The sequence below is a fragment of the Streptomyces sp. SKN60 genome (genome assembly GCF_026236535.1).
GTDB lineage: Bacteria > Actinomycetota > Actinomycetes > Streptomycetales > Streptomycetaceae > Streptomyces.
This window is the reverse complement of sequence record NZ_JAHTMW010000005.1, coordinates 52,338-76,874: the sequence shown is the minus strand read 5'-3', so window position 1 is coordinate 76,874 and position 24,537 is coordinate 52,338. Positions and strand designations below refer to the sequence as shown.

21 protein-coding genes are annotated in these 24,537 nt (G+C 73.5%); 11 read left to right on the top strand and 10 right to left on the bottom strand.

The window, feature by feature from the left end; genetic code table 11:
* Window positions 1-99: 99 nt before the first annotated feature.
* Complete coding sequence (locus tag KV205_RS10080) at window positions 100-1,038, bottom strand: DUF3027 domain-containing protein (protein ID WP_265863790.1); 939 nt, start codon at window positions 1,036-1,038, stop codon at window positions 100-102.
* Between the two features lie 370 nt (window positions 1,039-1,408).
* Here KV205_RS10080 and KV205_RS10075 point away from each other — a divergent pair, with 370 nt between their 5' ends.
* The 4 genes from KV205_RS10075 to KV205_RS10060 all read left to right on the top strand — a co-directional run bounded on the left by KV205_RS10075 (window position 1,409) and on the right by KV205_RS10060 (window position 5,037).
* Entirely contained in the window at window positions 1,409-2,806 is a 1,398-nt protein-coding gene (locus tag KV205_RS10075) for an MFS transporter (protein ID WP_374214655.1), read from the top strand.
* A 164-nt stretch (window positions 2,807-2,970) separates the two neighbouring features.
* Window positions 2,971-3,453, top strand: coding sequence for a DUF2771 domain-containing protein (locus KV205_RS10070; protein ID WP_265863788.1), 483 nt, complete (start codon window positions 2,971-2,973; stop codon window positions 3,451-3,453).
* A 7-nt stretch (window positions 3,454-3,460) separates the two neighbouring features.
* Window positions 3,461-4,195, top strand: coding sequence for a futalosine hydrolase (locus KV205_RS10065; RefSeq protein ID WP_265863787.1), 735 nt, complete (start codon window positions 3,461-3,463; stop codon window positions 4,193-4,195).
* Window positions 4,183-5,037, top strand: a complete 855-nt coding sequence (locus KV205_RS10060; protein WP_265863786.1) for a 1,4-dihydroxy-6-naphthoate synthase — start codon at window positions 4,183-4,185, stop codon at window positions 5,035-5,037. Before KV205_RS10065 ends, KV205_RS10060 begins: the two co-directional genes overlap by 13 nt.
* A gap of 21 nt (window positions 5,038-5,058) precedes the next feature.
* On the opposite strand, the gene KV205_RS36125 is transcribed toward KV205_RS10060, so the two are convergent.
* Window positions 5,059-5,442, bottom strand: a complete 384-nt coding sequence (locus tag KV205_RS36125; protein ID WP_308404074.1) for a cold-shock protein — start codon at window positions 5,440-5,442, stop codon at window positions 5,059-5,061.
* 207 nt (window positions 5,443-5,649) lie between these two features.
* Between KV205_RS36125 and KV205_RS10050 the strand changes: the two genes are divergently transcribed.
* Complete coding sequence (locus KV205_RS10050; protein WP_265863785.1) at window positions 5,650-5,922, top strand: hypothetical protein; 273 nt, start codon at window positions 5,650-5,652, stop codon at window positions 5,920-5,922.
* On the opposite strand, the gene KV205_RS10045 is transcribed toward KV205_RS10050, so the two are convergent.
* The gene (locus tag KV205_RS10045) at window positions 5,919-6,566 is read right to left on the bottom strand and encodes an HAD family hydrolase (protein ID WP_265863784.1); all 648 of its coding nucleotides are present in this window, start codon (window positions 6,564-6,566) and stop codon (window positions 5,919-5,921) included. The genes KV205_RS10050 and KV205_RS10045 overlap by 4 nt on opposite strands.
* A gap of 79 nt (window positions 6,567-6,645) precedes the next feature.
* Between KV205_RS10045 and KV205_RS10040 the strand changes: the two genes are divergently transcribed.
* The 3 genes from KV205_RS10040 to KV205_RS10030 are packed head-to-tail and all read left to right on the top strand — an operon-like array spanning window position 6,646 to window position 9,565.
* Window positions 6,646-7,659: an iron ABC transporter permease gene (locus tag KV205_RS10040; protein ID WP_265863783.1), complete on the top strand. Its 1,014-nt coding sequence runs from the start codon at window positions 6,646-6,648 to the stop codon at window positions 7,657-7,659.
* Entirely contained in the window at window positions 7,656-8,714 is a 1,059-nt protein-coding gene (locus KV205_RS10035) for an iron chelate uptake ABC transporter family permease subunit (protein WP_265863782.1), read from the top strand. The genes KV205_RS10040 and KV205_RS10035 overlap by 4 nt, the downstream gene beginning before the upstream one ends.
* Window positions 8,711-9,565 carry an ABC transporter ATP-binding protein gene (locus tag KV205_RS10030; RefSeq protein WP_265863781.1) on the top strand — a complete coding sequence of 285 codons (855 nt, stop codon included), beginning with the start codon at window positions 8,711-8,713 and terminating at the stop codon, window positions 9,563-9,565. The genes KV205_RS10035 and KV205_RS10030 overlap by 4 nt, the downstream gene beginning before the upstream one ends.
* A gap of 30 nt (window positions 9,566-9,595) precedes the next feature.
* On the opposite strand, the gene KV205_RS10025 is transcribed toward KV205_RS10030, so the two are convergent.
* Complete coding sequence (locus KV205_RS10025; RefSeq protein ID WP_265863779.1) at window positions 9,596-10,390, bottom strand: hypothetical protein; 795 nt, start codon at window positions 10,388-10,390, stop codon at window positions 9,596-9,598.
* A 41-nt stretch (window positions 10,391-10,431) separates the two neighbouring features.
* Between KV205_RS10025 and KV205_RS10020 the strand changes: the two genes are divergently transcribed.
* Window positions 10,432-13,017 (top strand): helicase C-terminal domain-containing protein, encoded by a 2,586-nt coding sequence (locus tag KV205_RS10020; protein ID WP_265863778.1) that lies wholly within the window; start codon window positions 10,432-10,434, stop codon window positions 13,015-13,017.
* Here KV205_RS10020 and KV205_RS10015 read toward each other — a convergent pair.
* The 5 genes from KV205_RS10015 to KV205_RS09995 form a co-directional block, all read right to left on the bottom strand.
* Window positions 13,014-14,489 (bottom strand): HAD-IA family hydrolase, encoded by a 1,476-nt coding sequence (locus KV205_RS10015; RefSeq protein WP_265863777.1) that lies wholly within the window; start codon window positions 14,487-14,489, stop codon window positions 13,014-13,016. The genes KV205_RS10020 and KV205_RS10015 overlap by 4 nt on opposite strands.
* A gap of 61 nt (window positions 14,490-14,550) precedes the next feature.
* Window positions 14,551-15,636: an ABC transporter ATP-binding protein gene (locus KV205_RS10010; protein WP_265863776.1), complete on the bottom strand. Its 1,086-nt coding sequence runs from the start codon at window positions 15,634-15,636 to the stop codon at window positions 14,551-14,553.
* A gap of 2 nt (window positions 15,637-15,638) precedes the next feature.
* Window positions 15,639-16,469 (bottom strand): ABC transporter permease, encoded by an 831-nt coding sequence (locus KV205_RS10005; protein ID WP_265863775.1) that lies wholly within the window; start codon window positions 16,467-16,469, stop codon window positions 15,639-15,641.
* Entirely contained in the window at window positions 16,457-17,353 is an 897-nt protein-coding gene (locus KV205_RS10000; protein ID WP_265863774.1) for an ABC transporter permease subunit, read from the bottom strand. The genes KV205_RS10005 and KV205_RS10000 overlap by 13 nt, the downstream gene beginning before the upstream one ends.
* Complete coding sequence (locus KV205_RS09995; RefSeq protein WP_265863773.1) at window positions 17,350-18,510, bottom strand: ABC transporter substrate-binding protein; 1,161 nt, start codon at window positions 18,508-18,510, stop codon at window positions 17,350-17,352. The genes KV205_RS10000 and KV205_RS09995 overlap by 4 nt, the downstream gene beginning before the upstream one ends.
* Before the next feature lie 235 nt (window positions 18,511-18,745).
* Between KV205_RS09995 and KV205_RS09990 the strand changes: the two genes are divergently transcribed.
* Together KV205_RS09990 and KV205_RS09985 are read left to right on the top strand one after the other, a co-directional pair.
* Entirely contained in the window at window positions 18,746-19,486 is a 741-nt protein-coding gene (locus KV205_RS09990) for a GntR family transcriptional regulator (protein ID WP_265863772.1), read from the top strand.
* An 89-nt stretch (window positions 19,487-19,575) separates the two neighbouring features.
* Complete coding sequence (locus KV205_RS09985; RefSeq protein ID WP_265863771.1) at window positions 19,576-21,219, top strand: DNA repair helicase XPB; 1,644 nt, start codon at window positions 19,576-19,578, stop codon at window positions 21,217-21,219.
* Window positions 21,220-21,291: 72 nt separating this feature from the next.
* Here the strand turns inward: KV205_RS09985 and KV205_RS09980 are convergent, their stop codons facing one another.
* Window positions 21,292-24,423, bottom strand: a complete 3,132-nt coding sequence (locus KV205_RS09980) for a hypothetical protein (RefSeq protein WP_265863770.1) — start codon at window positions 24,421-24,423, stop codon at window positions 21,292-21,294.
* Window positions 24,424-24,537: the final 114 nt, after the last annotated feature.

Sequence of the window (24,537 nt, the reverse complement as noted above, 5' to 3'; positions counted from 1 at the left end):
CCGCGCCCACCTCCCGTGTGGGCATTCGTCCCGCTGGGGCGGAACGTGTGCCCACAACGGGAAACGGCGAGGCGACGCCCGTGCGGGCGGGCACCGTGCCTACGAGTGCCCCAGGTCCTCCGACGCCCCGTCCGGCTCCGTCGTCGAGCCCGAGTCCTTCGCCGGGCGCAGCGGGAACTCGTCCGCCGCCATCGAGTCGAGGACCGGCGGCGCCGGACGCGGCGGCTTCGGCATGACCGCCGCCTCGGAGTGGCCGCCGCAGCCGTACGACAGGGACACGACCCGCCCGTCCGCCGGCGAGAACTCGTTCGCGCAGACGCCGAACGCCTGCTTCAGCGACCCCGCGATCGGCACCAGGAAGGCGCACGACTCGCACGTCGCCGGCGCCGCCTGCGCCATCGGGGTCTTCGCCCCGAACGCCTCGTCCCAGCGGTCCGCCGCCACGTGCAGCCCGTACCGCGAGAGCACCCGCGCCCGCCGCATCCCGAGCTCCTCCGCGACCGCCGCGATCGCGCCCCGCGACGGCGTGCGCGAGGTCAGCTCGGCGTCCTCCTCGTCGAGGTGGTCCACCATCTCCTCGGAGACGGCGGAGTTCGGCGGCGGCGCGTCCTCGCCCGAGTAGCCGGGCTCCAGGCGCAGGTCGTCCTGCTCCGTCGGCAGCAGGTCGCCGGGACCCATGTCGCCGGGGCGCAGCCGCTCGCTCCACGGCACCCACTCGGGGGCCATGAGGGCGTCGGGGCCGGGCAGCAGGACGGTTTCGTCAAGCGTGACGTTCTTGGCCCGGGACGCCCGGGTGACGGTCACGGCCCAGCGCCAGCCCCGGTAGCCGGGCTCCTTCGACTCGAAGAAGTGCGTGACGACCCGGTCGCCCTCGGCGACGACCTCCACATGCGCGCCGACCACGCCGGGCGCGGCCGCCTCGTCGGCGGCCTCCCTCGCGAGGTCTACCGCCTCGGCGCACAGACGGTCGGGGGTACGTACGGCTCGCGGGGCACGCGTGGCTCGCGGGGTACGGCTTCGCGTCGTCGCAGCACTCACAGGTCTCGCTTCTCTCCTACGCCGTCTCACGGGTGCGCCGGCCGAGGAGCGGGAGCAGGCGGGAGGGAGGTACGGGGCCGTGGGCGGAGCGGACCAGAGGGCCGCATCGACGTCCACGCCCGACATGTCTCTCGTGCTTCTCGCGTGTCTCGGGCACACCTATCGTCATCCATTCTGCGGGATGCCGAAGAGGCGCGCGGCCGAGAACATCCGCCGGTGGCGCGCTACGCACGCTACCCCGTTCGCAGCGCTCAGCCCACCTGCCCGCCCCAAGTGGCCCGCATCGCGGACCGCGGAACGGGGGCCTAGGCCCCCGGAACACGGCCCACAGGCCCCGCCGGGCCCTGTCAACGGTTCGTCCGACCGGTCCGTGGGGCACTATGACGGAGTGGCAGCCGCACGGTCTTCCGCACGATCCCACGATCATGCCGGGCCGCTCAGCCGAGCGGGCCGGAAGGTGGGCCGCGCCCTGCACCTGCCGTTCACGGGCACCGCGAAGGGCATCCGCAAGGCCACGCACGCCCACGGGGCGGGCGAATCCGGCCTCGGGAAACTGATCGAGCTGCACGCCGTGAACGGCGCCGGCGACGTCATGATCACCGTCGCGCTCGCCTCCACGGTCTTCTTCTCGGTGCCGACCGACGAGGCGCGCGGCCGGGTCGCGCTCTACCTCGCGATCACCATGGCGCCCTTCACCCTCCTCGCCCCCGTCATCGGCCCGCTCCTGGACCGGCTCCCGCACGGCCGGCGGGCGGCGATGGCGGGCGCGATGCTGACCCGGGCGGTCCTCGCCATCCTGATGTCGGGCGCAGTCGCGACCGGCGGGATCCAGCTCTACCCGGCGGCGCTCGGCGTGCTCGTGGCCTCGAAGGCGTACGGGGTGGTGCGCAGCGCCGTCGTGCCCCGCCTGCTGCCACCGAACTTCTCCCTCGTGAAGGCGAACTCGCGGGTGACGCTGGCGGGCCTGCTCGCCACCGGCATCGCCGCGCCGATCGGCGCCGGGCTGCAGACGGTCGGGTCGGGCTGGCCGCTGTACGGGGCGTGCGCGCTGTTCCTGCTCGGTACGTACTGGGCGCTGCGGCTGCCGCACAAGGTGGACTCGGCGCGGGGCGAGCGGCGGGCCCACCTGCTCACCCACGGCGAGAAGAAACCCAGCCTGCGGACGGTGGGCCCGGCGGTCCTGCACGGCCTCCAGGCGAACGCCTCGCAGCGCATGCTGTCCGGTTTCCTGATCTTCTTCCTGGCCTTCCTGCTGCGCGTGCACCCGCTGCCCGGGCAGAGCGCGGCGGTGTCGCTCGGCATGGTGGCGGTGGCGGCGGGCGTCGGCAACGCGTGCGGGACGGCGGTCGGCTCGCTGCTGAAGGAGCGGGGGCACGGGCCCGAAGTGATCATCGCCACGATGCTGTCGATCGTCCTCGGGACGGCGGTGCTGGCCGCGATCTTCTTCGGCGGCCTGATGGTGGCGGTCCTCGGCGCGATCGCCGGCCTGACCCAGGCCCTGTCCAAGCTGTCGCTCGACGCGCTGATCCAGCGCGACGTCCCGGAGACGGTGCGGACCTCGGCGTTCGCCCGTTCGGAGACGGCCCTGCAGATGGCCTGGGTGGTGGGCGGCGCGATCGGCATCTCGCTGCCCCTGAACGGCTCGGTCGGCATGGCGGTGGCCGCCGGCATCCTGGCGCTCGGCTGGCTGCTTGCCGTACGGGGCCTGGTGGCGGCGGCGCGGAAGCCGGGGCGGAAGGGCGGGGCGCGGAAGGAGAAGGTGGCGTAGGGGTGCGGGCGCGGAAGGGTGCGGGTCCGTACGGGTGCGGGCGCGGGAGGGTGCGGGTCCGTACGGGTGCGGGAGGGCAGGCGCGGGGCCCCGCGGGTGGGCTCGGGCGCGGCACGCCGTACCCCCGCGTGGCAGGACGGCAGGGGCCCGATAGCCTTCGGCTCATGACCGTTGCGTTCCTCACCCGTAAGCGCCGCCGGGCCGCCGTGGCCCTCGGGGCCGTCTCCGCGGGGCTCCTCGTCCTCTCCGCCTGTGACAAGCCGACCCCGGTTGCGACCGTGACGGTCGGGTCCAAGTCGGTGAACTCCGAGGCCGCCTGCTACAACGACGGCGACCCCATCGCGGAGAAGCAGATCGCCGCCTGCCTGAACAAGAAGTCCGAGCACTCCATCTCGGTCGACCCGTCCGACAAGGTCCGCTTCGGCGTCGACCCGGACATCGCCGACAACGGCTGGACGATCTTCCTGGGCGGCCAGGCGGCCGAGCCGGAGCCGTTCAAGAAGACGTACCGGACCATTCCGGCCAGCGCCTTCTTCTCCACCCAGACGGGCGAGGAGACCAGCCAGACGCAGGTCACGATCGTCGAGAACACCGGCAAGTCGGTGACCGGCATCTGGCACTTCGAGCTGAAGAAGAAGGAATCCTGATCCACCGGTGATCCACCGGATCCTCATCGTGACGGCCGTGGCGGCGGAGGCGGACTCCGTCGCCGCCGGCCTCACGACACCCCCCGCCGGGTCGGCGGGGCCCGTCGTCGACGTCCTCGTCGGGGGCGTGGGGCCCGCGGCCACCGCCGCGGCCACCGCCACGGCGCTCGCCCGGGCACACGCCCAGGACCGCCCGTACGACCTGATCGTCTCCGCCGGGATCGCCGGCGGTTTCCTCCCGCACGCCCCCATCGGCACCGTCGTCGTGTCCGACAGCATCGTCGCGGCCGACCTCGGCGCGCAGAGTCCGGATGCGCCCGGCGGCTACCTCTCCGTCGAGGAGCTCGGCTTCGGGCGCTCCGCGCACCCCGTGCCCAAGCCCCTCGTCGACCGGATCGCGGGCGCCCTCCCCGGCGCCGTCACCGGCCCGGTGCTCACCGTCTCCACCGTGACCGGCACCGCCGCGCGCGCCGCCGAGCTGGCGGCCCGTCACCCCGGGGCCGCCGCCGAGGCGATGGAGGGCTTCGGGGTGGCCGAGGCGGCCGCCGCGTACGGCGTGCCCGTCGTCGAGGTGCGGGCCGTGTCCAACGCCGTCGGCCCGCGCGACCGCGCCGCCTGGCGCATCGGCGAGGCCCTGGCCGCGTTGCGGGACGCCGTCGAGCGGCTCAGCCGCACCGTCTTCGTGACTGCTCTCGTGACCGCTCTCGTGGAGCCGGAGGAGTTCCCGTCATGCCCAAGCTGAAGATCGCCTACTCGCCGTGCCCGAACGACACCTTCGTCTTCGACGCCTGGGCGCACGGCCGGGTCCCGGACGCCCCGCGGCTCGACGTGACCTTCGCCGACATCGACCTGACCAACGGCTGGGCGGAGGCCGGGGACGCCCCGTACGACGTCCTGAAGGTGTCGTACGCGGTGCTGCCGTGGATCCTCGACGAGTACGCCCTGCTGCCCTGCGGCGGCGCCCTGGGGCGGGGCTGCGGGCCGCTGGTGCTCACCCGGGAGGCGGGCGACCCGGCGGATCTGGCGGGCAGGACGGTCGCGGTGCCGAGCGAGCGCTCGACGGCCTATCTGCTCTTCCGGCTGTGGGCGGCCGACACCGTCCCGGGAGGCGTCGGCGAGGTCGTCGTGCTGCCCTTCCACGAGATCATGCCGGCGGTACGGGACGGCAAGGTCGACGCCGGTCTCGTCATCCACGAGGCCCGCTTCACGTACCAGAACTACGGCCTGCACGCGCTCGCCGACATGGGCGAGCACTGGGAGCACACCACCGGCCTGCCGATCCCGCTCGGCGCGATCGTCGCCAAGCGCTCGCTCGGCGAGGACATGCTGCGGCGGCTCGCCGAGGCGGCGCGCGCCTCGGTGCGGATGGCCTGGGACGACCCGTCCGCCTCCCGCCCGTACGTACTCGAACACGCGCAGGAGATGGACCCGAAGGTGGCCGACCAGCACATCGGCCTCTACGTCAACGAGTTCACGGCGGACCTCGGCGAGCACGGCTACGCGGCCGTCCGCGGCCTGCTCACCCGCGCCGCGGCCGAGGGACTCGTACCGCCCCTCGGCCCGGACGCGCTGCGTTTCCCGTAACGGGCGGCGGCGATACGCCGGCTACACGTCGAGCTGGTCGGCGACCGCCCGCAGCAGGCCGGCGATCTTCTTGCCGTGCACCTTGTCGGGGTAGCGGCCGCGCTCCAGCATCGGCGTGATGTTCTCCAGGAGCGTGGTGAGGTCCTGCACGATGGACGCCAGTTCGTCGGGCTTACGGCGCTGCGCCGCGGCGACGGACGGGGCCGGGTCGAGGACCGTCACGGAGAGCGCCTGGTCCCCGCGCTGCCCGGCGACCACGCCGAACTCCACGCGCTGACCCGGCTTCAGGGCGTCGACTCCGGCGGGCAGCACCGACGAGTGCACGAAGACGTCGCCGCCGTCGTCGCGGGAGAGAAAGCCGAAGCCCTTCTCGCTGTTGAACCATTTGACCTTGCCGGTAGGCACGTCCGTTCCCTCGTCCTCGTACTCGATGGGTGTGCCGGGGTCCCGGCGCTGTGGAAAAGTCTGGAAGGAATTCTTGAAGCTGGAAGTCTGGAAGCGGAAAGAATGACAGCGGGTCACCGACCCGCCGGAACCCAGGCTAGTGGGCTGCGGCCCGGTGACAAGACGTCTCCGGTCCGTTCCCCTCGGCCTGGGAACTACCCTGGCCGAATGCGTAACGAAACCCCCAAGGCCCCGGCGCACGACAGTGCGCCCGGTGACGGGCTCGTCCGGGCCGGTGTGATCCTCTTCGGCGTCGGGGCGGTCGCGACCCTGGTCACGGTGGCTCCGCTGTTCCTCGGGACCGATCCGTTCCCGACCGTCGCCTACCTGGTGTCGATGCTGATGGGCGTCGGCTTCCTCGTCGCGGGCGCCGGGGTGCTGCGGTCGATCGCCGCCGGGCGGCGCCGGGCGCGGGCCGTGCAGGCCCGCCAGGCGCTCTAGCCGCGCAGGTCCTTCACGTACGCCTCCCACCAGGGGCGGAAGTCCGTCAGGTCGGTCAGGACCACGTCCGCGCCGGCCGCCCGCAGGCCCTCCGGGGTGTACGGGCCGGTGGCCACGGCCACCGAGAGGGCGCCGGCCGCCTCCGCGCCGCGGATGTCGCCGAGGTGGTCGCCGACGTACACCGTCGCGCCGTGCGCGCGCAGCGCCTCCGCCTTGCCCTCGGCCCACAGGCCGCCGACCACGGCGTCCGGGTCGATGCCGAGGTACGAGAGGTGCAGTTTGGCGTGCGGCTCGTTCTTGGCGGTGACGACCAGGGTCCGGCCACCCGCTTCGCGAACGGCTTGAATCGCATCCCGCGCGCCGGGCAGCGGAAGGCTCGACTCGATGGCGTACGTCGGGTAGAGGGCCCGGTAGCGCTCCACCATCGCGTCCACCCGCTCCGCCGGGAACCACTCGGCGATCTCCTGCTGCAGCGGCGGCCCGAGCCGGGAGACCGCCAGGTCGGCGTCGATCGTGACCCCGGTCTCGGCGGCGAGCGCCACATAGACGGCGTGGATGCCGGGGCGGGAGTCGATGAGGGTCATGTCCAGGTCGAAGCCGACGGTGGGGGCGGGGGCGGTGCGGGTGCCGGTGCGGGAGTCCATGCGGGCCATTGTGCCCAAGTGTTCGAATGAGGCCGGGCCGCCGTCTTGACTTAGCGAAGCCTTGGCTAACCTCATCTCCATGTCCGCTGCACGTACCCGACGCGCCACTCGGCGCGTCGTCGCGACCACGGCGGCCCTGGTCGCCCTGCTCGTCGCGGTCCTGCTCAGTCTCGCGGTCGGTGCCCGCGCCGTCCCGCCGCCCACCGTGGTCGACGCGCTGCTGCACGGCGCCACGGGCGACGACGCCGAGGTGGTGCGGCAGCTCCGGGTGCCGCGCACGCTGATCGGTCTGATGGTCGGCGCGGCGCTCGCGCTCGCCGGGACCGCGCTGCAGGGCATCACCCGTAACCCGATCGCCGACCCCGGCATCCTCGGCATCAGCCAGGGCGCCTCGGTCGGCGTCGTCCTCGCCCTCGCCTTCGCCGGGGTGCACACCCTCACCGGGTACGTGTGGTTCGCCTTCGCCGGCGCCGCGCTCGCGTCCGTCGCCGTGTACGCGATCGCGTCGAGCGGCCGGGGCGGGGCGACGCCCGTGAAGCTGGCGCTCGGCGGCGCCGCGATCAACGCGCTGCTGCTGTCCGTGACCACCGGCGTCCTGACGACGAAGGCGTCGGCGCTCGACGAGTTCCGGTTCTGGCAGATCGGCTCGCTGGACGGCCGGGACGCCCAGGTCGTCGGCCAGATCTGGCCCTTCCTGCTGCTCGGCGCGGTCCTCGTGCTGTCCGTGGCGCGCGGTCTCGACGCGCTCGCGCTCGGCGAGGACGTGGCCACGGGGCTCGGGCAGCGGGTGGCGACGGTACGGATCGTCGGCGGGGTCGGCGCGACCGTGCTGACCGGCGCCGGGGTCGCCGCCGCCGGGCCGATCGCCTTCGTCGGCCTCGCCGTACCGCACATCGCGCGGGCCGTGGTCGGCGGCGACCACCGCTGGCTGCTGCCGATGGCGGCGCTCATCGGGCCGGTGATGCTGCTCGTGGCGGATGTCCTGGGGCGGATCCTGTTCCCGCCGGGCGAGGTCCCGGCGGGTGTGATGACCGCGCTGATCGGCGTGCCGTTCCTCGTGACGCTGGTGCGCCGGAAGGCGGTGCCGGCATGAGCACCACGCAGATGCGGATACGGCCTCACGGCTACGGGGTCGTACGCGTCGCCGGGCGCGCGTCCTTCCTCGTGCACCGGCGCTCCGCCGTGGCCGCTGCCGTCCTGCTCGTCCTGCTGGCCGCCGTCGCGGTGGTGTCGCTGTGCGTGGGCGAGCGGTTCATCGGGCCCGGCGAGGTCCTGCGGGTGCTGCTCGGCCCCGAGGAGTCGCTGATCGTCGAGGAGCTGCGGCTGCCGCGCCTGGAGACGGGCCTGATGGTCGGCGCGGCGTTCGGCGTCGCGGGCGCCCTCATCCAGACCGTCGCCCGCAACCCGCTGGCCAGCCCCGACGTCATCGGCATCAGCCAGGGCGCGGGGGCGGTCACGGTCGCCGCGATGACCTTCGGGCTCGCCTCGTACAGCGTGATCCCGTACGTGTCGATCGCGGGCGGGCTGCTCGCGGCCGGGCTGGTGTACGTGTTCGCGTGGCGGGGCGGGCTGCACGCGACGCGCTTCGTGCTGATCGGCATCGGTTTCGCGATCGCGCTGCGTTCGCTGACGCATCTCTTCATGACGAAGGGCGACTACCTGGTCGCCCAGCAGGCGCAGATCTGGATGACCGGCTCCCTCAACGGGCGGGGCTGGGACGAGGCGGCGCCGCTGCGCTGGACGCTGCTCGTGATGCTGCCGGCGGTGCTGTGGGCGGCGCGGGCGCAGCGCTCGGTGTCGCTCGACGACGACACGGCGACGGCGCTCGGGGTACGGCTCGGGCGGGTCCGGCTCGGGCTCGTGACGGTGGGCGTGGTGCTGGCGTCGGTCGCGACGGGCGTCGCCGGGCCGGTCGACTTCGTGGCGCTGCTCGCGCCGCAGATCGCGCGCCGGGTGACCCGGACGGCGCAGATCCCGCTGCTGTGCTCGGCGCTGCTCGGCGCGCTGATCGTGGTCGCGGCCGATGTGCTCGGCCGGCGGCTCTTCGCGCCCACCGAACTGCCGGTGGGCGTTCTGACGGCGGCGGTGGGCGCCCCGTATCTGATCTGGCTGATCGTGCGCGGTTCGCGCACCGGAGGTGGGCGTTGAGCAGGCTGACGACCAAGCTGGAGACCCGGCTGAGGACCCGTGGGCTGACGCTCGCGTACGAGGAGCGGACCGTCGTCCACGAGCTGGACCTGGCGATCCCGGACGGCAAGGTGACCGTCATCGTCGGCCCGAACGCGTGCGGCAAGTCCACGACGCTGCGGGCCCTCGGGCGGCTGCTCAAGCCCAAGGGCGGCGCCGTCCTGCTCGACGGCGAGGAGCTGGCGAAGCTCCCGACGAAGCGCGTCGCCCAGAACATCGGCCTGCTGCCGCAGACCCCGGTGGCCCCGGAGGCGATCACGGTCGGCGACCTGGTCGCGCGGGGGCGGCAGCCGCACCAGGCGTGGTGGAGGCAGTGGTCGGAGGAGGACGAGCGCGCGGTCGTCGACGCGATGGCCCGGACGGACGTCACCGCCCTGGCCGACCGTTCCGTGGACGAGCTGTCCGGCGGCCAGCGCCAGCGCGTCTGGATCGCGATGGCCCTCGCCCAGGAGACCGACCTCCTCCTGCTCGACGAGCCCACCACCTACCTGGACATCGCCCACCAGGTCGAGGTCCTCGACCTGGTCCGCCGCCTCAACCGCGCCCGCGGCCGCACGATCGTCCTCGTCCTCCACGACCTCAACCAGGCCGCCCGCTACGCCGACCACCTCGTCGCCATGAAGTCCGGCCACGTCGTCGCCGAAGGGGCCCCGGAAGAGGTCGTCACCGCCGACCTCGTCCGCGACGTCTTCGGCCTGAACTCGGTCGTCGTCCCCGACCCGGTGACGGGCTCCCCCCTGGTGGTCCCGGGCGCGCCCTGGTCGGGAGACGGGGCGGGAGAGACAGAGCAGGACGAGGCGGTACGGGGGTAGGGGCGGGGACCGGACCGAGACCTGGTCGCCTCAGGCCCTGCGGGCGCGCCACAGCAGGTACAGCGCCGAGAGGATCGCCGCGGTGCGGAGGGTCCAGGGCCAGGTGGTGGAGAGGGCGGCGCCCATGGCGGCCTCGCCGGGGGCGATGGGGGCGCCCCAGCGGCCTTCGACGCGGCCCCAGAGCCAGATGGCGCCGCCGGCGGCGACCAGGCCGGGGAGGGTGAGGGCGGCGATGCGGCGCTCGCGGGAGAGGTAGGCGAGGAGCCAGCCGGCGGCGACGGGGGGTACGGAGCCGAGGGCCGCGCCCGCGAGGAGCAGGAGGGCCGACGCGAGGAGCAGCGGGCTGCCGAAGCGGGGGAGGCGGAACTTCCGCTTCGCCTCCGGAGCCTCTTCGGCCTCCTCCGGCTCCTCCGGCGCCTCCCCGGACTCCTCGTCGTCCTCGTCCTCCTCCGGCGGGGGCTTCAGGAGCTCCGGGATCTCCACGCCGCCCATGAAGCCCGCGACCTTGCCGGTCGGATCCGCCGCGTCGGCGGCCGCGCCGTCCCACCAGTCCGCCGCCCGCGGAGACGGAACCTCCGCATCCGGAGCCTCCACCGGCGGCGCCGACGGCACCGGCGCCACCCGCCCCACCACCTCGTCCGGCGTACCCAGGTCCCCGAGGATGCCCCGCACCCCCTCGCCCCGCACGGCGCGCCGGCGTTCGATCTCGTCGCGCAGGCCCGAGACCAGCTCGCGGCGCTCGGCCGCCGGGAGCTGTCGCTGCTGCGCCAAGTCCCCGATTCGGCTCAGATAGTCGAAGACCAACCGGTCGTTCTCGATCCCCACGGCACGACGGTAGCGCCTGTACAGGGGCTACCGTGGTCCGGATGGGGATCGGTGGGATCGGTGAGCTCGACCGGGAGGCGCACGTGCCCAAGGAGACAGGCGTCGGGACCGGCGCCGGCGCGGCGCCGCGGACGCTCGCGGAGGCGCTCCGCGCGGGTGGGGACGAAGGGCTCGCCGCGCTGCTGCGGGCGCGGCCGGACCTGCTGTCGCCGGTGCCGAACGACCTGACGCAGCTGGCGACGCGGGCCGGCACCCGCGGTTCCGTCGTACGGGCCCTGGAGCGGCTCGACCGGTTCGCCCTGCAGACGGCCGAGGCGCTCGCGGTGGCCCCCGACCCCGCCCCGTACCCCGTGCTCCTCGCCCTCCTCACCGGGGACGGGACCGGCGCGGCGATCGACCCGGACATCGAGGCGGCGCTGCCGCGCGCCGTCGCCGTGCTGCGCGAGCAGGCCCTGGTGTGGGGCGACGACGAGCGGCTGCGGCTGGTGCGGACAGCGCGCGAGCTGCTCGCGCCGTCGCCGCAGCACCCCTCCCCCACCGGGCTCGGCCCGAGCGTCGCGGAGGCCACGGCCGGGATGTCGCCGGGCCGGCTGCAGGAGATCATCGCGAACGCCGGGCTGCCCGCGACGCACGACCCGGTGTCGGCGGTGGCGGCGCTGACGGAGCTGTTCACGGACCGTACGAGGATGGCGGCGCTGCTCGACACGGCGCCGCCCGACGCGCTCGCGGTCCTGGACCGGCTGGTGTGGGGGCCGCCGTACGGGGAGGTGACGGCCGATCCGGCGCCGCCGGTGCGCTGGCTGCGCGACCGGGGCCTGCTGCTTCCCGTCTCGACGCGGACCGTGGTGCTGCCGCGCGAGGCGGCGCTGCATCTGCGCGGCGGGCGGGCGCACCGTGCGCCGGAGCCGGTGGCTCCGGCGGTGACGGCGGCCCGCGAGTACCGTCCACAGGTCGTGGACAACGCGGCGGCCGGCCAGGCGCACACCGCGCTCGCCACCGTCGAGGAGCTGCTGAAGTCCTGGGACCAGGGCGGGCCGCAGGTGCTGCGGGCGGGCGGTCTGGCCGTACGGGACCTCAAGCGCACGGCCGCCGCGCTCGACGTGTCGGAGCCGACCGCCGCGTTCTGGCTGGAGCTCGTCCACGGGGCCGGGCTGCTGGCCTCCGACGGCGAGGCCGACGAGCGGTACGCGCCGACGCCCGCCTACGACGACTGGCTCGACCTGCCGCCCGCCGAACGCTGGGCCGGGCTCGCCGCCGCCTGGCTCGCCGCGACCCGTACCCCTGGCGTGGTCGGCGGCCAGGACGCCAAGGGCCGCACGCTGTCCGCGCTCGGCCCGGGCCTGGACCGGGCGCAGGCCCCGGAGGTACGCCGCCGGGTGCTCGCCCTGCAGGCCGCGCTGCCGCCGGGCGCCGCCGCCGACCGGGAGGCGCTGCTCGCCCGGCTGCGGTGGGACCGGCCGCTGCGGGGCGCGGCCGCCGAGGGGCAGGGCTCCGGCGCCGGCGCCGCCCTCGCCGACCTGCGCGAACAGCTCGCCGTCTGGACCCTCGACGAGGCCGAACTCCTCGGCATCACCGGCCGCGGCGCCCTCGCCACGCCCGCCCGCGCGCTGCTGAACCTGCCGCTGGCGGAGGCGGCCGCGGACGACGCGCTTCAGGGGCACTCCCACGACTGCGAGCCGTCCGTCGCCGCCTCCCGCGCGGCGACCCTGCTCGCGCCGCTGCTGCCCGAGGCCGTCGACCACGTCCTGCTCCAGGCCGACCTGACGGCCGTCGCCCCGGGGCCGCTGCGGCGGCCGCTGGCCGACACCCTGGCCGTGCTCGCGGACGTCGAGTCGAAGGGCGGCGCGACCGTCTACCGCTTCACGCCCGCCTCCGTACGGCGGGCGCTCGACGCCGGGCGCAGCGCCTCCGACCTGCAGGACTTCCTCACCGCGCACTCGCGCACGCCGGTGCCGCAGCCCCTCTCGTACCTCATCGACGACGTCGCCCGCCGCCACGGGCACCTGCGGGTCGGGGCGGCCTCGGCGTACGTGCGCTGCGACGACGACACCGTGCTCGGCGAGATCCTCGCCGACCGGCGCGCCGCCGCCCTCCGGCTGCGCCGCCTCGCCCCGACCGTCCTCGCCGCGCAGGCGGACCCGGCCTCGCTCCTGGAGGGCCTGCGGGCGATGGGCTACGCCCCGGCCGCCGAGTCCGCCGAGGGCGACGTCCTCATCACCCGCGCCGACGCCTACCGCACCCCGCCCCGTACCGCCCCGGCCCCCGTCCCCGACGGCCCCCCGGCCCCCGACGCGACCCTCCTCAAGGCGGCGGTACGGGCCATCCGCGCCGGCGACCACGCGGCCACGGCCGTCCGCAAGGACCCCACAACCCCCCTCGCCCCCGGCCAACTCCCCCGCACCACCCCCGCCGACACCCTGGCCACCGTCCAGGCCGCCGCCCTCACCGGCTCTGCGGTCTGGATCGGCTACGTCAACGCCGAGGGCGCGGCCAGCCAGCGCGTCATCGCCCCGGTGCGGGTGGAGGGCGGCTTCGTGACGGGTTACGACCACACGGCCGACGAGGTGCGCACGTACCCGCTGCACCGGATCACGGGCGTGGCGGAGCTGGTGGAGGAGGATGGCTAGAGCGCGAAGGTCGTCAGCACCGCCGCGTGGTCCGACGGCCACTCGTTCGCCGTGAAGTCCGGCCACGGGGACGGGGTGCCGGTGACCAGGGTGCGGGAGGCGAGGGTGCGCAGGCCGTGGGCGTTGTGGAGGATGAAGTCGATGCGGTCCTGGGGCTCGGGGGCGCCCTGGTGCGGGCCGTCCTCCGGGTGGACGGGGTGGATCGGGGACCAGGTGTGGCCGGGGGACGCGGTCGGGTCGGGGTGGGCCTCGCGGTAGGAGTCGCGCAGGCCGGCGGCCTCGGCGGCCTTGGTCACCGGCCAGGGGACGTCGGGCCAGTCGAGGTGGGAGGGGGCGTTGAAGTCGCCCACCAGGACGACGGACCGGTCCTCCCCCGCCTCCTTGGCGATACGGGCCAGCGTGTCCCGCATCTGGGCGAGCCGGATCTCCTCGTGGGCGATCAGCTCGTCCGCCGGGAGCCGGTCGAAGGCGGACTCGTACGGCCCGTACGGGGTGTAGTGGAGGTGCGCCGTCCAGACGTCGACCTCACGACCGGTCTCGTCGATCCGGACGCGGACGCCGGCCGCTCCGTAGAAGCCGACCTCGGGGTCGCCGAGGCGGGCGACGATCGGGTGGCGGCTGAGGATGCCGAGGTTCTCGCCGGCCGCGTGGTGGTGCCAGCCGAGGGCGGCGGCCAGTTCCCGGGTGGCGAGCTGCCCCGTCTCCTGGAAGCCGACGACGTCGGCGCCGCAGGAGCGGAGCACCGCGAGCTGCTTGGCCCGGTAGTCCTCGACGAGGCCGCCGCCGAGCCACAGGTTCCAGCTCATGACCGTGAGTTGATGTCCAGTCAGACCAGCAAGCGAGGCCGGGGTGACGGCGGTGAGGGCCTCCCGTACGGTCCGGCCCGGGGCCGGGGCGATCGGCGTCACCGACGGGACCGCGAGCACCGCACACCCCGCCGCCTCCGCCGACGCGACGCCCGTCGGGGTGTCCTCGACGGCCACGCAGCGCGCGGGCTCGACGCCGAGCGCGGCGCAGGCGGCGAGGTACGGCTCCGGCTCGGGCTTCGTCGTCGCGGTGTCGTCCGCGGTGACCGTGACCGTGAACCCGGGCGCGCCGAGCGCCGTGAGCGCGGCGACGACGGTGTCGGCGACGGCCCGGGGCGAGGCGGTGACGAGGGCGGTGGGGACGCCCTCGTCGGCCAGTGCGGTCAGCAGGTCGAGCGCCCCGGGCCGCGGTACGACGCCCGCCCGTACCCGGTCGGCGAACTCCCGGTGCAGCTCCGCCGCCAGCCCCTCCGCGTCAAGGTCGCTTCCGGTGGCGAGCCAGGCGGCGGTGTGCTCGACGGCACGGCCGAGGACGTCGGGCCGGTCGGCGTCGGTCAACGGCCGGCCCGCGACCTGCTCCACCGCCTCCCACCACAGTCCCTCGGTGTCGACGAGCGTGCCGTCCATGTCGAACAGGACGGCGTGGAGCGGGCGTTCAGGGCTCACGTACTTCACTCTCTGTTGCTTCGGGTGGCGCGACCACGGGCCTGCGGCGACGGGCGCGCGACTACGGGCGTGCGGCGACCAGCACCGGGCGTTCGCGCAGGGTCACCGTCACAGCATCCCCCGCCGCGAACGCCGCCGCCTCGTGCGTCGCCAGATCCGCCTTGACCTCGGTGGTGTCGGCGAGCCGCACGGTGAGCCGGGTGGTCGCGCCGAGGAAGGCCGTCGCGACGACGCGCGCCGAGCACGCGCCCTCCGCCGAGACCCGTACGTCCTCCGGTCGTACGAGCACGTCCACCGCCCCCGTACCGGAGGCGGGCGTCTCGCCGTCCACCGGCAGGCGCCGGCCGAGTACCTCGACGGTGCTGCCGTCGAGGTCCCCGGGGATCCGGCTCATCGTGCCGACGAACTCCGCGACGAACGCGGTCGCGGGCCGCCCGTACAGCTCGGCGGGCGGCGCGCACTGCTCCAGGCGGCCGGCGCGCATCACGGCGACCCGGTCGGCCATGGACAGCGCCTCTTCCTGATCGTGCGTCACGAACAGGGTGGTGATGCCGAGTTCGCGCTGGATGCGGCGGATCTCCTCGCGGAGGCTGAGCCGCACCTTGGCGTCGAGCGCGGACAGCGGCTCGTCGAGCAGCAGGACGCGGGGGCGCAGGGCGAGGGCGCGGGCGAGCGCGACGCGCTGCTGCTGGCCGCCGGACAGCTGGTGGGGGTAGCGGCCGGCCTTGTCGCCGAGGCCTACGAGGTCGAGCAGCTCGGCGGCCTGCGCCTTGCGCGCCGCCTTGGCGACCTTGCGCATGCGCAGGCCGAAGGCGACGTTGTCGAGGCAGTCGAGGTGGGGGAAGAGGCTGTACGACTGGAAGACCATGCCCGCGTCGCGCCGGTGCGCGGGCACGTGCGTGATGTCCTGGCCGTCGACGAGCACGGCGCCGGAGTCGGGCTGCTCGAAGCCGGCGAGCATCCGCAGGGCGGTGGTCTTGCCGCAGCCGGACGGGCCGAGGAGGGCGAGGAGTTCGCCGGGGGCGACGGTGAGGTCGAGCCCGTCGAGGGCGGTGGTGGCGCCGAACTGGCGGCGCAGTCCGCGGAATTCGACGGTGGCGGCGGAGGCCGTGTCCGTACGCGGCGCGGAGGGGGCGGTCACGGTCATGGTCATCCCTTGGAAGTACGAGTGGAACGTCCGCCGGCCCCGGAGAGGGCCAGGAGCAGCACCCAGGTGACGAGGAGGCTGAGGACGGAGACGGCCACGGACATCTGCGCCTGGGAGCCGGAGATGTTCACGATCCAGACGGCGAAGGGCCGGAAGCCGAGCAGCTGGGCGACCGTGTACTCGCCGAGGACCAGGGCCAGGGCGAGGAAGGCCGCGTTCATCAGCGCGCCGCGCAGATTGGGCAGCACGGCCCGGACCAGCGCCTGGGTGCCGTTGGCCCCGCAGCTGCGGGCCGCCTCGACGAGGGTGCGGACGTCGACGGCCTGGAGGCCCGCGTCGAGGGCGCGGTAGGTGAAGGGCAGCGCCATCACCACGTACGCCAGGACGAGGATCACCGGGAAGTCCGGGTTCTGCAGCGCGACGAAGGTCTGGAAGAGGGGCGTGCGGGCGAGGTGTTCGGGGCCCCATTTCAGTACGGTGCCGAGGCCGGCGACGAACGCGATCGGCGGCACCACCAGCGGCAGCGAGCAGACCGCCTCGACGACCGGCTTCAGGCGGGGCGCGCCGAGCCGCAGGGCGACCAGCGCGGGCACCATCAGCAGCAGCACGACGGCGATGGTGACGGCGGCCAGCGCGAGCGAGAGCAGCAGGCTGGTGGTGAAGCCCTCGGCGCCGATGATCTTCGTGTACGCGTCGACGTCGAGGCCCTGCCCGGGCACGTCGACGGTGAAGATCACGGAGGCGGCGAGCGGCACCAGGAAGTACAGCCCGGCGAGCCCGAGGACGAGCGGGCGCCATGCCTTGTACGTACGGATACGGATCAGGCGAGCCATCGCGAACTCCGGCGTTGCAGGGGCAGATAGACCGCCATGACGAGCCCGGCGATGACGACCATGTCGAGGCTGAGGGCGAGCGCCACGTTCTCCTGGCCGACGAGGACGTTGCCGGAGATGGCGTCGGAGATCTGCAGCGTGACGAGCGGGACGGCGCTGCCGACCATCGCGGCGGCGGTGGCGTACGCGGCGAAGGCGCTGCCGAAGAGCAGCACGAGCCCGCCGAGCAGGCTCGGCAGCAGCACCGGCAGGGCCACGTGGCGCCAGTACTGGAGGCCGGTGGCGCCGTTGTTGCGGGCGGCCTCGCGCCACTGGGTGCGCAGTCCGTCGAGGGCGGGGGTGATGGTGAGGACCATCAGCGGGATCAGGAAGTACAGATAGACGAGGACGAGGCCCCAGAAGCTGTAGAGGCTCCAGCCCTTGTCGGCGAGGCCGAGGTGCCGGGTGAGCACGCCGGAGTTGCCGAGAGTGGCGACGAACGCGAAGGCGAGCGGGACGCCGCCGAAGTTGGCGAGCACGCCGGAGGCGGTGAGCACGGCCTCGCGCAGCGCGCGGGAGCCGGAGGACACGACGGCCTGGGCGAGCGGCAGCCCGAGCAGGGCGGCGAGTCCGGCGGCGGTGGCGGAGAGCTTGACGCTGCCGAGCAGGGCGGTGAGGTACGCGCCCTGGAGGGAGGCGGTCAGGTTCTCCGTACCGTACGAGCCGACGCCGGTCGCCGGGTCGTCGACGGTGAGGGCGCCGCCGAGCATGGCGACGGCGGGGACGCCGAAGGCGATCGCGGTGAAGGCGAGCAGCGGGACGGCGGCGAGCCAGGCGGGGGCGCGGCGCCGCCGCTTCCCGGACGCGGTCCGGGGAGCGGCGGCCTCCGTGAGGGAGCCGGTCATCCGGAGACGGCCTTGCCCCAGCCCTGGGCCAGCGTCGTCTTGGCCTTGGCCTGCTGGGCCTCGGTCGGGAAGGCGGGCACGCCGGAGACGGCGGGCAGCCTGAGCGCGGCGTCCTTGTCGAGGGTGCCGGCCTTGTCGAGGGCGGGCATCAGGACGGGGCGGGCGAAGCCCTTGAGCCACAGGTTCTGGCCCTCGGCGCTGTAGACGTACTCCTGCCAGAGGCGGGCGGCGGCCGGGTGCGGCGCGTCCTTGTTGATCGCCTGCGAGTAGTACTGGGCGTAGCGGCCGTCGGTGGGGACGGCGACCTTCCAGTCGAGGCCCTTGGTCTTGAACTCCTCGGCGTAGCCGGCGTTCAGGTAGTCCCAGTCGATGGAGATGGGCGTCTCGCCCTTCTCGACGGTGGCGGGGGTGGACTCGACGGGCGTGTAGTTGCCGTTCTTCTTCAGCTCGGCGAAGAAGTCCAGGCCGGGCTGGATGTCGTCGAAGGAGCCGCCGTGGGCGAGGGCCGCCGCGTAGACGCCGCCGAAGGCGGAGCCGGACTTGGTCGGGTTGCCGTTGAGGGCGACCTGGCCCTTGTACTCGGGCTTGAGGAGGTCCTTGAAGGTGGTGGGGCAGTTCTTGACCCGCTTGGCGTCGCAGCCGATGGAGACGTAGCCGCCGTAGTCGTTGTACCAGCGGGCCTTCGGGTCCTTCTGGCCCTCGGGGATGTCGTTCCAGGCGGTCACCTTGTACGGGGCGAACAGGCCCTGCTGGGCGCCTTGAAGCGCGAAGGAGCTGCCGAGGTCGAGGACGTCGGGGGCGCGGTCCTGGCCCTTGCGGGAGGTGACGGCGTTGATCTCGTCCTGGCTGGAGGCGTCGGGGTTCTCGACCTCGACCTTGATGCCGTACTTCTTCTGGAAACCGTCGATGAGGGCGCCGTAGTTGGCCCAGTCGCGCGGCAGCGCGATGGCGTGCAGCGTGCCCTCCTTCTTGGCCGCCGCGGCGAGGGCGTCCAGGCCGCCGAGGTCGGCGGCGGAGGTGGCGGTGGCGGCGTTCTTGCCGTCGGCGGTGGTGGTGCCCTCGGGCGCGGCACCGCAGGCGGTGAGGGCGAGCGCGGCGAGGACGGCGAGGGAGCCGCCGAGGACGGCGTTTCTCGGGAGGGTCGCGGGGACGGGCACGGCTTCTCCAGGAGCTTCGGGGGCGAGAACTTGTCTGAACAAGTCGGCCTCAGTACGCCGGGTGTGGATGACCTGAAGGTGAACGGAAGCGGAACGGATCCCCGCTATTCACTGCACAATCAAGCCTGTTCGGGATCGTTTCCAGCCACGCGCCCCCTGGTCTACGCTGAAAGCGCTGCACACAGAGCTGTGCACAGAGCTGTGCACAGCAGACAACCGGGGGGAACGGAAGACGATGACCGCGCGCCACGAGCAGATCGCCGCGGAGCTCCGGCGGGCGATCCACCGCGAGGAGTACCCGGTCGGCGCGCACCTGCCCGCCGAGACCGAGCTCGCCACGCGGTACGGCGTCTCGCGCGGCACCGTCCGCCAGGCCGTCGCCGCGCTCGCCGCCGAGGGCCTCATCGGCTCCCGCCAGGGCGCCCGCCGGGTCGTCCTGGCCCCGCGCCGCAGCCAGAGCTTCGCCGAGCTGCGCAGCTTCGCCCAGTGGGCCCAGGCCATGGGCCGCACCGCCACCGGCCGGGTCGTCGCCCAGGAGTACCGCCCGGCCACCGCCGAGGACGCCGCCCGCCTCCACCTCCCCCAGGGCACGCCGCTGCTCAACGTGCTCCGCCTGCGCGGCCTCGACGGCGAGCCCGTACTCGTCGAGCGCACCGTCTACGCCGACTGGATCTCCCCCGCCGTCGAGGCCGTCGACCCCGACTGCGCCTCCGTCACCCAGCGCCTCTACGAGGACACCGGCCTGGTCTTCGCCCACGGCGAGCACGTCATCGACGCCATCTCCGCCGGCGCCCGCGACGCCGCCCTCCTCGCCGTCCGCCGCACCAGCCCCCTCCTCCGCGTCCGCCGCGTCACCACCACCCACGACGGCCGCCCGGTCGAATGGTCCGACGACCGCTACCGCCCGGACGCGGTCAGCTTCACCGTCCACAACGCGATCGGCCACAACCCACTGATGCGCACCCCGGCGGGGTAGCGCCTCTTTCCCTCGCGTCAGGCAGACTGGATGTTTGGCCTGCAGGTTCCGGTCTGGAATCCGGCCGCGCGGAAGGGGATGCACGCAACGTGAACGGTCCACTCATCGTCCAGAGCGACAAGACGCTCCTCCTGGAGGTCGACCACGAGCAGGCCGACGCCTGCCGGCGGGCGATCGCGGCGTTCGCCGAGCTGGAGCGGGCGCCCGAGCACATCCATACGTACCGGGTGACGCCGCTCGGGCTGTGGAACGCGCGGGCGGCCGGGCATGATGCCGAGCAGGTCGTGGACGCGCTCGTGGAGTTCTCGCGGTATCCGGTGCCGCACGCGCTGCTCGTGGACGTCGCGGAGACGATGGCGCGCTACGGGCGGCTCACGCTCAGCAAGCACCCCACCCACGGGCTGGTGCTCACCACCACCGACCGGCCGGTCCTGGAGGAGATCCTCCGGTCGAAGAAGGTCCAGCCGCTGGTCGGGGCGCGGATCGACCCCGACACGGTCGCCGTGCACCCGTCCGAGCGCGGGCAGATCAAGCAGACCCTGCTGAAGCTGGGCTGGCCGGCCGAGGACCTCGCCGGGTACGTGGACGGCGAGGCGCACCCGATCGACCTCGCCGAGGACGGCTGGTCCCTGCGCCCGTACCAGCAGCAGGCCGTCGAGGGCTTCTGGCACGGCGGCTCCGGCGTCGTCGTACTGCCCTGTGGCGCCGGAAAGACGCTGGTCGGCGCCGGGGCGATGGCGCAGGCCAAGGCGACGACGCTGATCCTGGTCACGAACACCGTCTCGGCCCGCCAGTGGAAGCACGAGCTGGTCAAGCGGACCTCGCTGACCGAGGACGAGATCGGCGAGTACAGCGGTACGAAGAAGGAGATCCGGCCGGTCACCATCGCCACGTACCAGGTGCTCACCACCCGCCGGAAGGGCGTCTACCCGCACCTGGAGCTGTTCGACTCGCGCGACTGGGGCCTGATCGTCTACGACGAGGTGCACCTGCTGCCTGCGCCGGTCTTCAAGTTCACCGCCGACCTCCAGGCCCGCCGCCGGCTCGGCCTCACCGCCACGCTCGTACGGGAGGACGGGCGCGAGTCCGACGTCTTCTCACTCATCGGGCCGAAGCGCTTCGACGCGCCGTGGAAGGAGATCGAGGCGCAGGGCTACATCGCGCCCGCCGACTGCGTGGAGGTACGGGTCGACCTGACCGACTCCGAGCGGCTGGCGTACGCGACGGCCGAGGCGGAGGAGAAGTACCGCTTCTGCGCGACGACCGCGACCAAACGCAGGGTCACCGAGGCCCTGGTGAAGAAGTTCGCCGGGCAGCAGATCCTGGTCATCGGCCAGTACATCGACCAGCTCGACGAGCTCGGCGCCCATCTGGACGCCCCGGTGATCAAGGGCGAGACGTCGAACGCGCAGCGCGAGAAGCTCTTCGACGCCTTCCGCAACGGCGAGATCAGCGTCCTCGTCGTGTCCAAGGTCGCGAACTTCTCCATCGACCTCCCCGAGGCCACCGTCGCCATCCAGGTCTCCGGCACCTTCGGCTCCCGCCAGGAGGAGGCCCAGCGCCTCGGCCGGGTGCTCCGCCCGAAGGCCGACGGCCACCAGGCGCACTTCTACTCGGTCGTCGCCCGCGACACCATCGACCAGGACTTCGCGGCCCACCGCCAGCGCTTCCTGGCCGAGCAGGGGTACGCGTACCGGATCGTGGACGCGAGCGAGCTGCTGCCCGGGAAGTGACCCGGCTCAGACGTACGGGACGGCCCCGCCTTGCCCGGCGGGGCCGTCTCCTTCTTCAGCTCCGGCCGGGTGTCAGTTCACCACCCGCACCGAGTCGCAGCCCAGGAAGGTGTACACCTGCCCGCCCGCGGCCCGGTACTTGCCCTTCAGACACGCCCTGGTCGTGTCGGGGGTCAGCCCCGACTCGCTCGGCTTGAAGTGCAGGACGAGGTCGGTGTCGCCGTCGCGGGTCCGTTCGTCCAGCTCGTAGGAGTCGCCCGGGTGGCCCCTGCCGTGGATCTCCTGCGCTCCGGCGGGGGTGGCCGTGTTGAACAGGCGCTCCCGCAGGCCCCAGTAGGTCCGGGACACGTCGATGCCCGTCGCGCCGAAGTCCAGCGGCAGCCCGTACTCGCCGGCCCGGGTGGTCAGCGCGGCCAGGGTGGCGTCGGTGTTGAGGTTGATCGAGTTCGGGAAGCCGCCCGGCCGTACGTTGATCGCGATCGGCACGACGCAGTCGATGCGGAACGTGGTGGACGCCGTGTTGTTCCCCGGGTCCGGGTCGACGTCCTCCGGGTTCTTCAGCGCCAGCGACGAGTCGAGCCGTACGTTCTTGACGCCGGGCGTGGTGCAGGAGAGCCGCGCGGTGTACGTGGCCTTCTGGGGTGTGCCGATGCGCAGCGCCGTCTGCTGGACGGTCTCCGTCGCCGGGGTGACGCTCACGCCGGCGTCGGCGGTGGCGCGGGTGGTCAGCAGGGTGTCGACCGGGCTGGACGGGCCGGCGTTGGCGACGGTGGTCTCCAGGGTCGCCGTGGCGGGCTCGCCGATGAGCACCTCCAGCGGGCTGGTGGCCCGGGTGCCGGTGATCGACACGTCGGCCTTGGCGATGACCTTGGTGTCCGCGGTGGCGGTGTTGTCGGCGGGCCGTGAGTCCGGTCCTGCCAGGTTGACCACGGCCGCGCTCGCGCTGATCGTCTTGGGGCCGCCGTTGCCGTAGACGAGGTCGGCGGGGACGAGCGCGCTGATCGTGTACTGCCGGTGCGCGCCCTGCCGCACCTCGCTCAGGTTGCAGGTGACGGTCCGGCCGGAGATCCGGCAGGGGCCGGTCGTGGCCGGGTCGGTGACGTCGGCGGGCAGCTCGGTGGTGATCTGGGTCGAGGTGGCGGAGTTCGGCCCCTTGTTGGTCACGCCGACCGTCCAGGTCAGGCGCTCGCCGGCGGCGACCGGGTCGGGGGCGTCGGTGAGGGTCAGGGCGAGGTCGGTGGTGTTGCGGAGCCCGCGGATCCGTGCGTCCTCCTCCGCCGTCGGGAGGGGCGGGTCCTCGCTCACCGGCGGCGCGCCGCCGGCCACCGGGAAGCGGTTCGGCATGTACGTCTGGACGCGGGCCCAGTCGTCGTGGCCGGTGAGCTTCTCGTCGGTGCTCATGTTCGCGCAGTCGGCCGGGCCGGTCGCGTCGATGTTGACGATCTGCTTCGCATCGCCGTCGTCGCCGCCGTCCAGCGGGTTGTCGCCGTTCCAGTCCGGGTTCTGGTTCAGGGGGACGGTGCTCACGCCGCCCGCGCCGTTGGAGAAGACGAACTGGTTGACGGGGTCGCGCGGGTCGAGGACCCGGTTCTCGTGGAGGTCGTCCTCCTTGAGCTCGGGCAGCACCGCCGTGGACCGGCCGGGATCGGTGGCGTTGGGCGGCCGGCCGTCCAGGGTGATGCGGGCCGGGGAGAAGTCGACGATCGTGCCGCCGCCCACGCGCGGGATGCCGCCCTGCACGGAATAGCTCATGACGCTCACGTAATTGGGCTTGCAGTTGGGCTTGGCGTCCGTGCCCGCGTGGTGCAGCCCGAGGTTGTGGCCGAGCTCGTGCATGAAGGAACCGGGGTCGGTGCGGTAGAGGATGATGTCCGTACCGGAGCCGTAGCCGCCGCTGTTGCAGCCGGTGTCGGGGCCGGCGCCGTCGGTGTCGACGTCCTGGGTGGTGTAGAGGACGTAGTTGAACGCCTTCTGGCGCAGCAGCTGGAAGTTGCGCGCCTTGGTGTCGCGGTAGTCCGCGTCGAGGTTGCAGTTGGCCAGCGGGGCCGCGATCGGGTTGCCGCCCCCCAGGTCGTCGCCGACGACGCAGTCGGGGTCCTGGGCGTCCGGCCGGCCGTCGCCGTCGTCGTCGATGCCGTTGTTGCAGTTGGCGGTGTAGTCCTCGACGCCGAGTTCGCGGTCGTTGCAGTTCGCGTCGGCGCCGTCGATGCCGTTCACGCCGTCGTTGTCCAGGCCGTCGTTGCAGGTGCCCTCCGGCGCGCCCTCCATGGCCGTCTTGTCGTGGAGGCCGCCGGAGTCGACGTGCAGGGTGACGCCGTCCACGCCGTTCGGGTTGGACAGCGGGGCCACCGCGAAGGCGTGCTCGACCGCCTGGATCGCCTCGTGCGACGGCTCCGATCCGGCCGAGTAGTCGAGCTCGACGAAGAGGTCCTTGTGGAGCGGGTCCGCCTGCAGGCCCGGGAGGTCGACGGCGACCGAGTTGTCCGGGTTGCGCACTCCGTAGCGCTCGTAGCGGTCGGCGATCCCGTCCTGGTCGGCGTCGCTGTGCTTGCTGGTGGTGATGGTCACGCCGACGGCGGCGCGCTTGCCGTCACCGGCGTTGGGAAAGTTCGGGTCGCCGTCGCCGATGGCGCACACCTGCCCCTGCGGGTTCCCCTGGCGGTCGGTGCACGGCGGGTTGGGCGGCGGGGTGAACCCGTACGCGAGGGAGTCGCCGGTCCAGGTGTCGTTGAGCGCGTTGTACGTGAGGTTGAGGTCGATGTCCTGGTTCTGCGGACTGATGTCCATCCGGTCGTCCGCGAAGTTGGCGCCGCCGTCCTCGTCCTTGATCTGGATCCCTACGGGGAACGTGGTCTGGTTGCCCGAGAGGGTGACCTGCTGGGTGAAGACCCACGGGTTCGGGATGGTGCTGGCGTGGAAGGCGTCGTCGGAGACGATCCGGCCGGTCTGGAGCGCGTTGTCCCCGATCTTCACCTCCGGATAGAATTCGCCCTCCTCGTCGATGCCGTCGTCGGGGACCTCGAAGCGTTCGAACCAGTCCAGGCTGACGGTGACGGTCATGCCCAGCGGGGGCGGGTCGGCGGCCTCGGCGGGTACGGGAAGCCCCGGCGCCAGCCACAGGCCGGGGAGCAGCAGGCCGAGGGTCGCGGTGAGGGCGGCGAGACGCCGCCGGAGGGACAGGGGTGGTCGGGTGGGGACGGGCATTCTGCCTCCGCGTGCAAGCGCATCCTGCTCGACGCACAGGAAGGGGTACGCGTGCGGAGCGAGGACTCAGGTGCTCACGGATCGTGCCAGAGGCGATCACGAAGAGTGACGACT

What these genes read in the sequence shown, in the direction of transcription:
- KV205_RS09990 (WP_265863772.1), top strand. Translation starts at nt 18,746, where the DNA reads ATGACCGCGCGCCACGAGCAGATCGCCGCGGAGCTCCGGCGGGCGATC.
- KV205_RS10035 (WP_265863782.1), top strand. Translation starts at nt 7,656, where the DNA reads ATGAGCACCACGCAGATGCGGATACGGCCTCACGGCTACGGGGTCGTA.
- KV205_RS10050 (WP_265863785.1), top strand. Translation starts at nt 5,650, where the DNA reads ATGCGTAACGAAACCCCCAAGGCCCCGGCGCACGACAGTGCGCCCGGT.
- KV205_RS10000 (WP_265863774.1), bottom strand. Translation starts at nt 17,353, where the DNA reads ATGACCGGCTCCCTCACGGAGGCCGCCGCTCCCCGGACCGCGTCCGGG.
- KV205_RS09980 (WP_265863770.1), bottom strand. Translation starts at nt 24,423, where the DNA reads ATGCCCGTCCCCACCCGACCACCCCTGTCCCTCCGGCGGCGTCTCGCC.
- KV205_RS10040 (WP_265863783.1), top strand. Translation starts at nt 6,646, where the DNA reads ATGTCCGCTGCACGTACCCGACGCGCCACTCGGCGCGTCGTCGCGACC.
- KV205_RS10045 (WP_265863784.1), bottom strand. Translation starts at nt 6,566, where the DNA reads ATGGACTCCCGCACCGGCACCCGCACCGCCCCCGCCCCCACCGTCGGC.
- KV205_RS10070 (WP_265863788.1), top strand. Translation starts at nt 2,971, where the DNA reads ATGACCGTTGCGTTCCTCACCCGTAAGCGCCGCCGGGCCGCCGTGGCC.
- KV205_RS10020 (WP_265863778.1), top strand. Translation starts at nt 10,432, where the DNA reads ATGGGGATCGGTGGGATCGGTGAGCTCGACCGGGAGGCGCACGTGCCC.
- KV205_RS10005 (WP_265863775.1), bottom strand. Translation starts at nt 16,469, where the DNA reads ATGGCTCGCCTGATCCGTATCCGTACGTACAAGGCATGGCGCCCGCTC.
- KV205_RS10010 (WP_265863776.1), bottom strand. Translation starts at nt 15,636, where the DNA reads ATGACCGTGACCGCCCCCTCCGCGCCGCGTACGGACACGGCCTCCGCC.
- KV205_RS10060 (WP_265863786.1), top strand. Translation starts at nt 4,183, where the DNA reads ATGCCCAAGCTGAAGATCGCCTACTCGCCGTGCCCGAACGACACCTTC.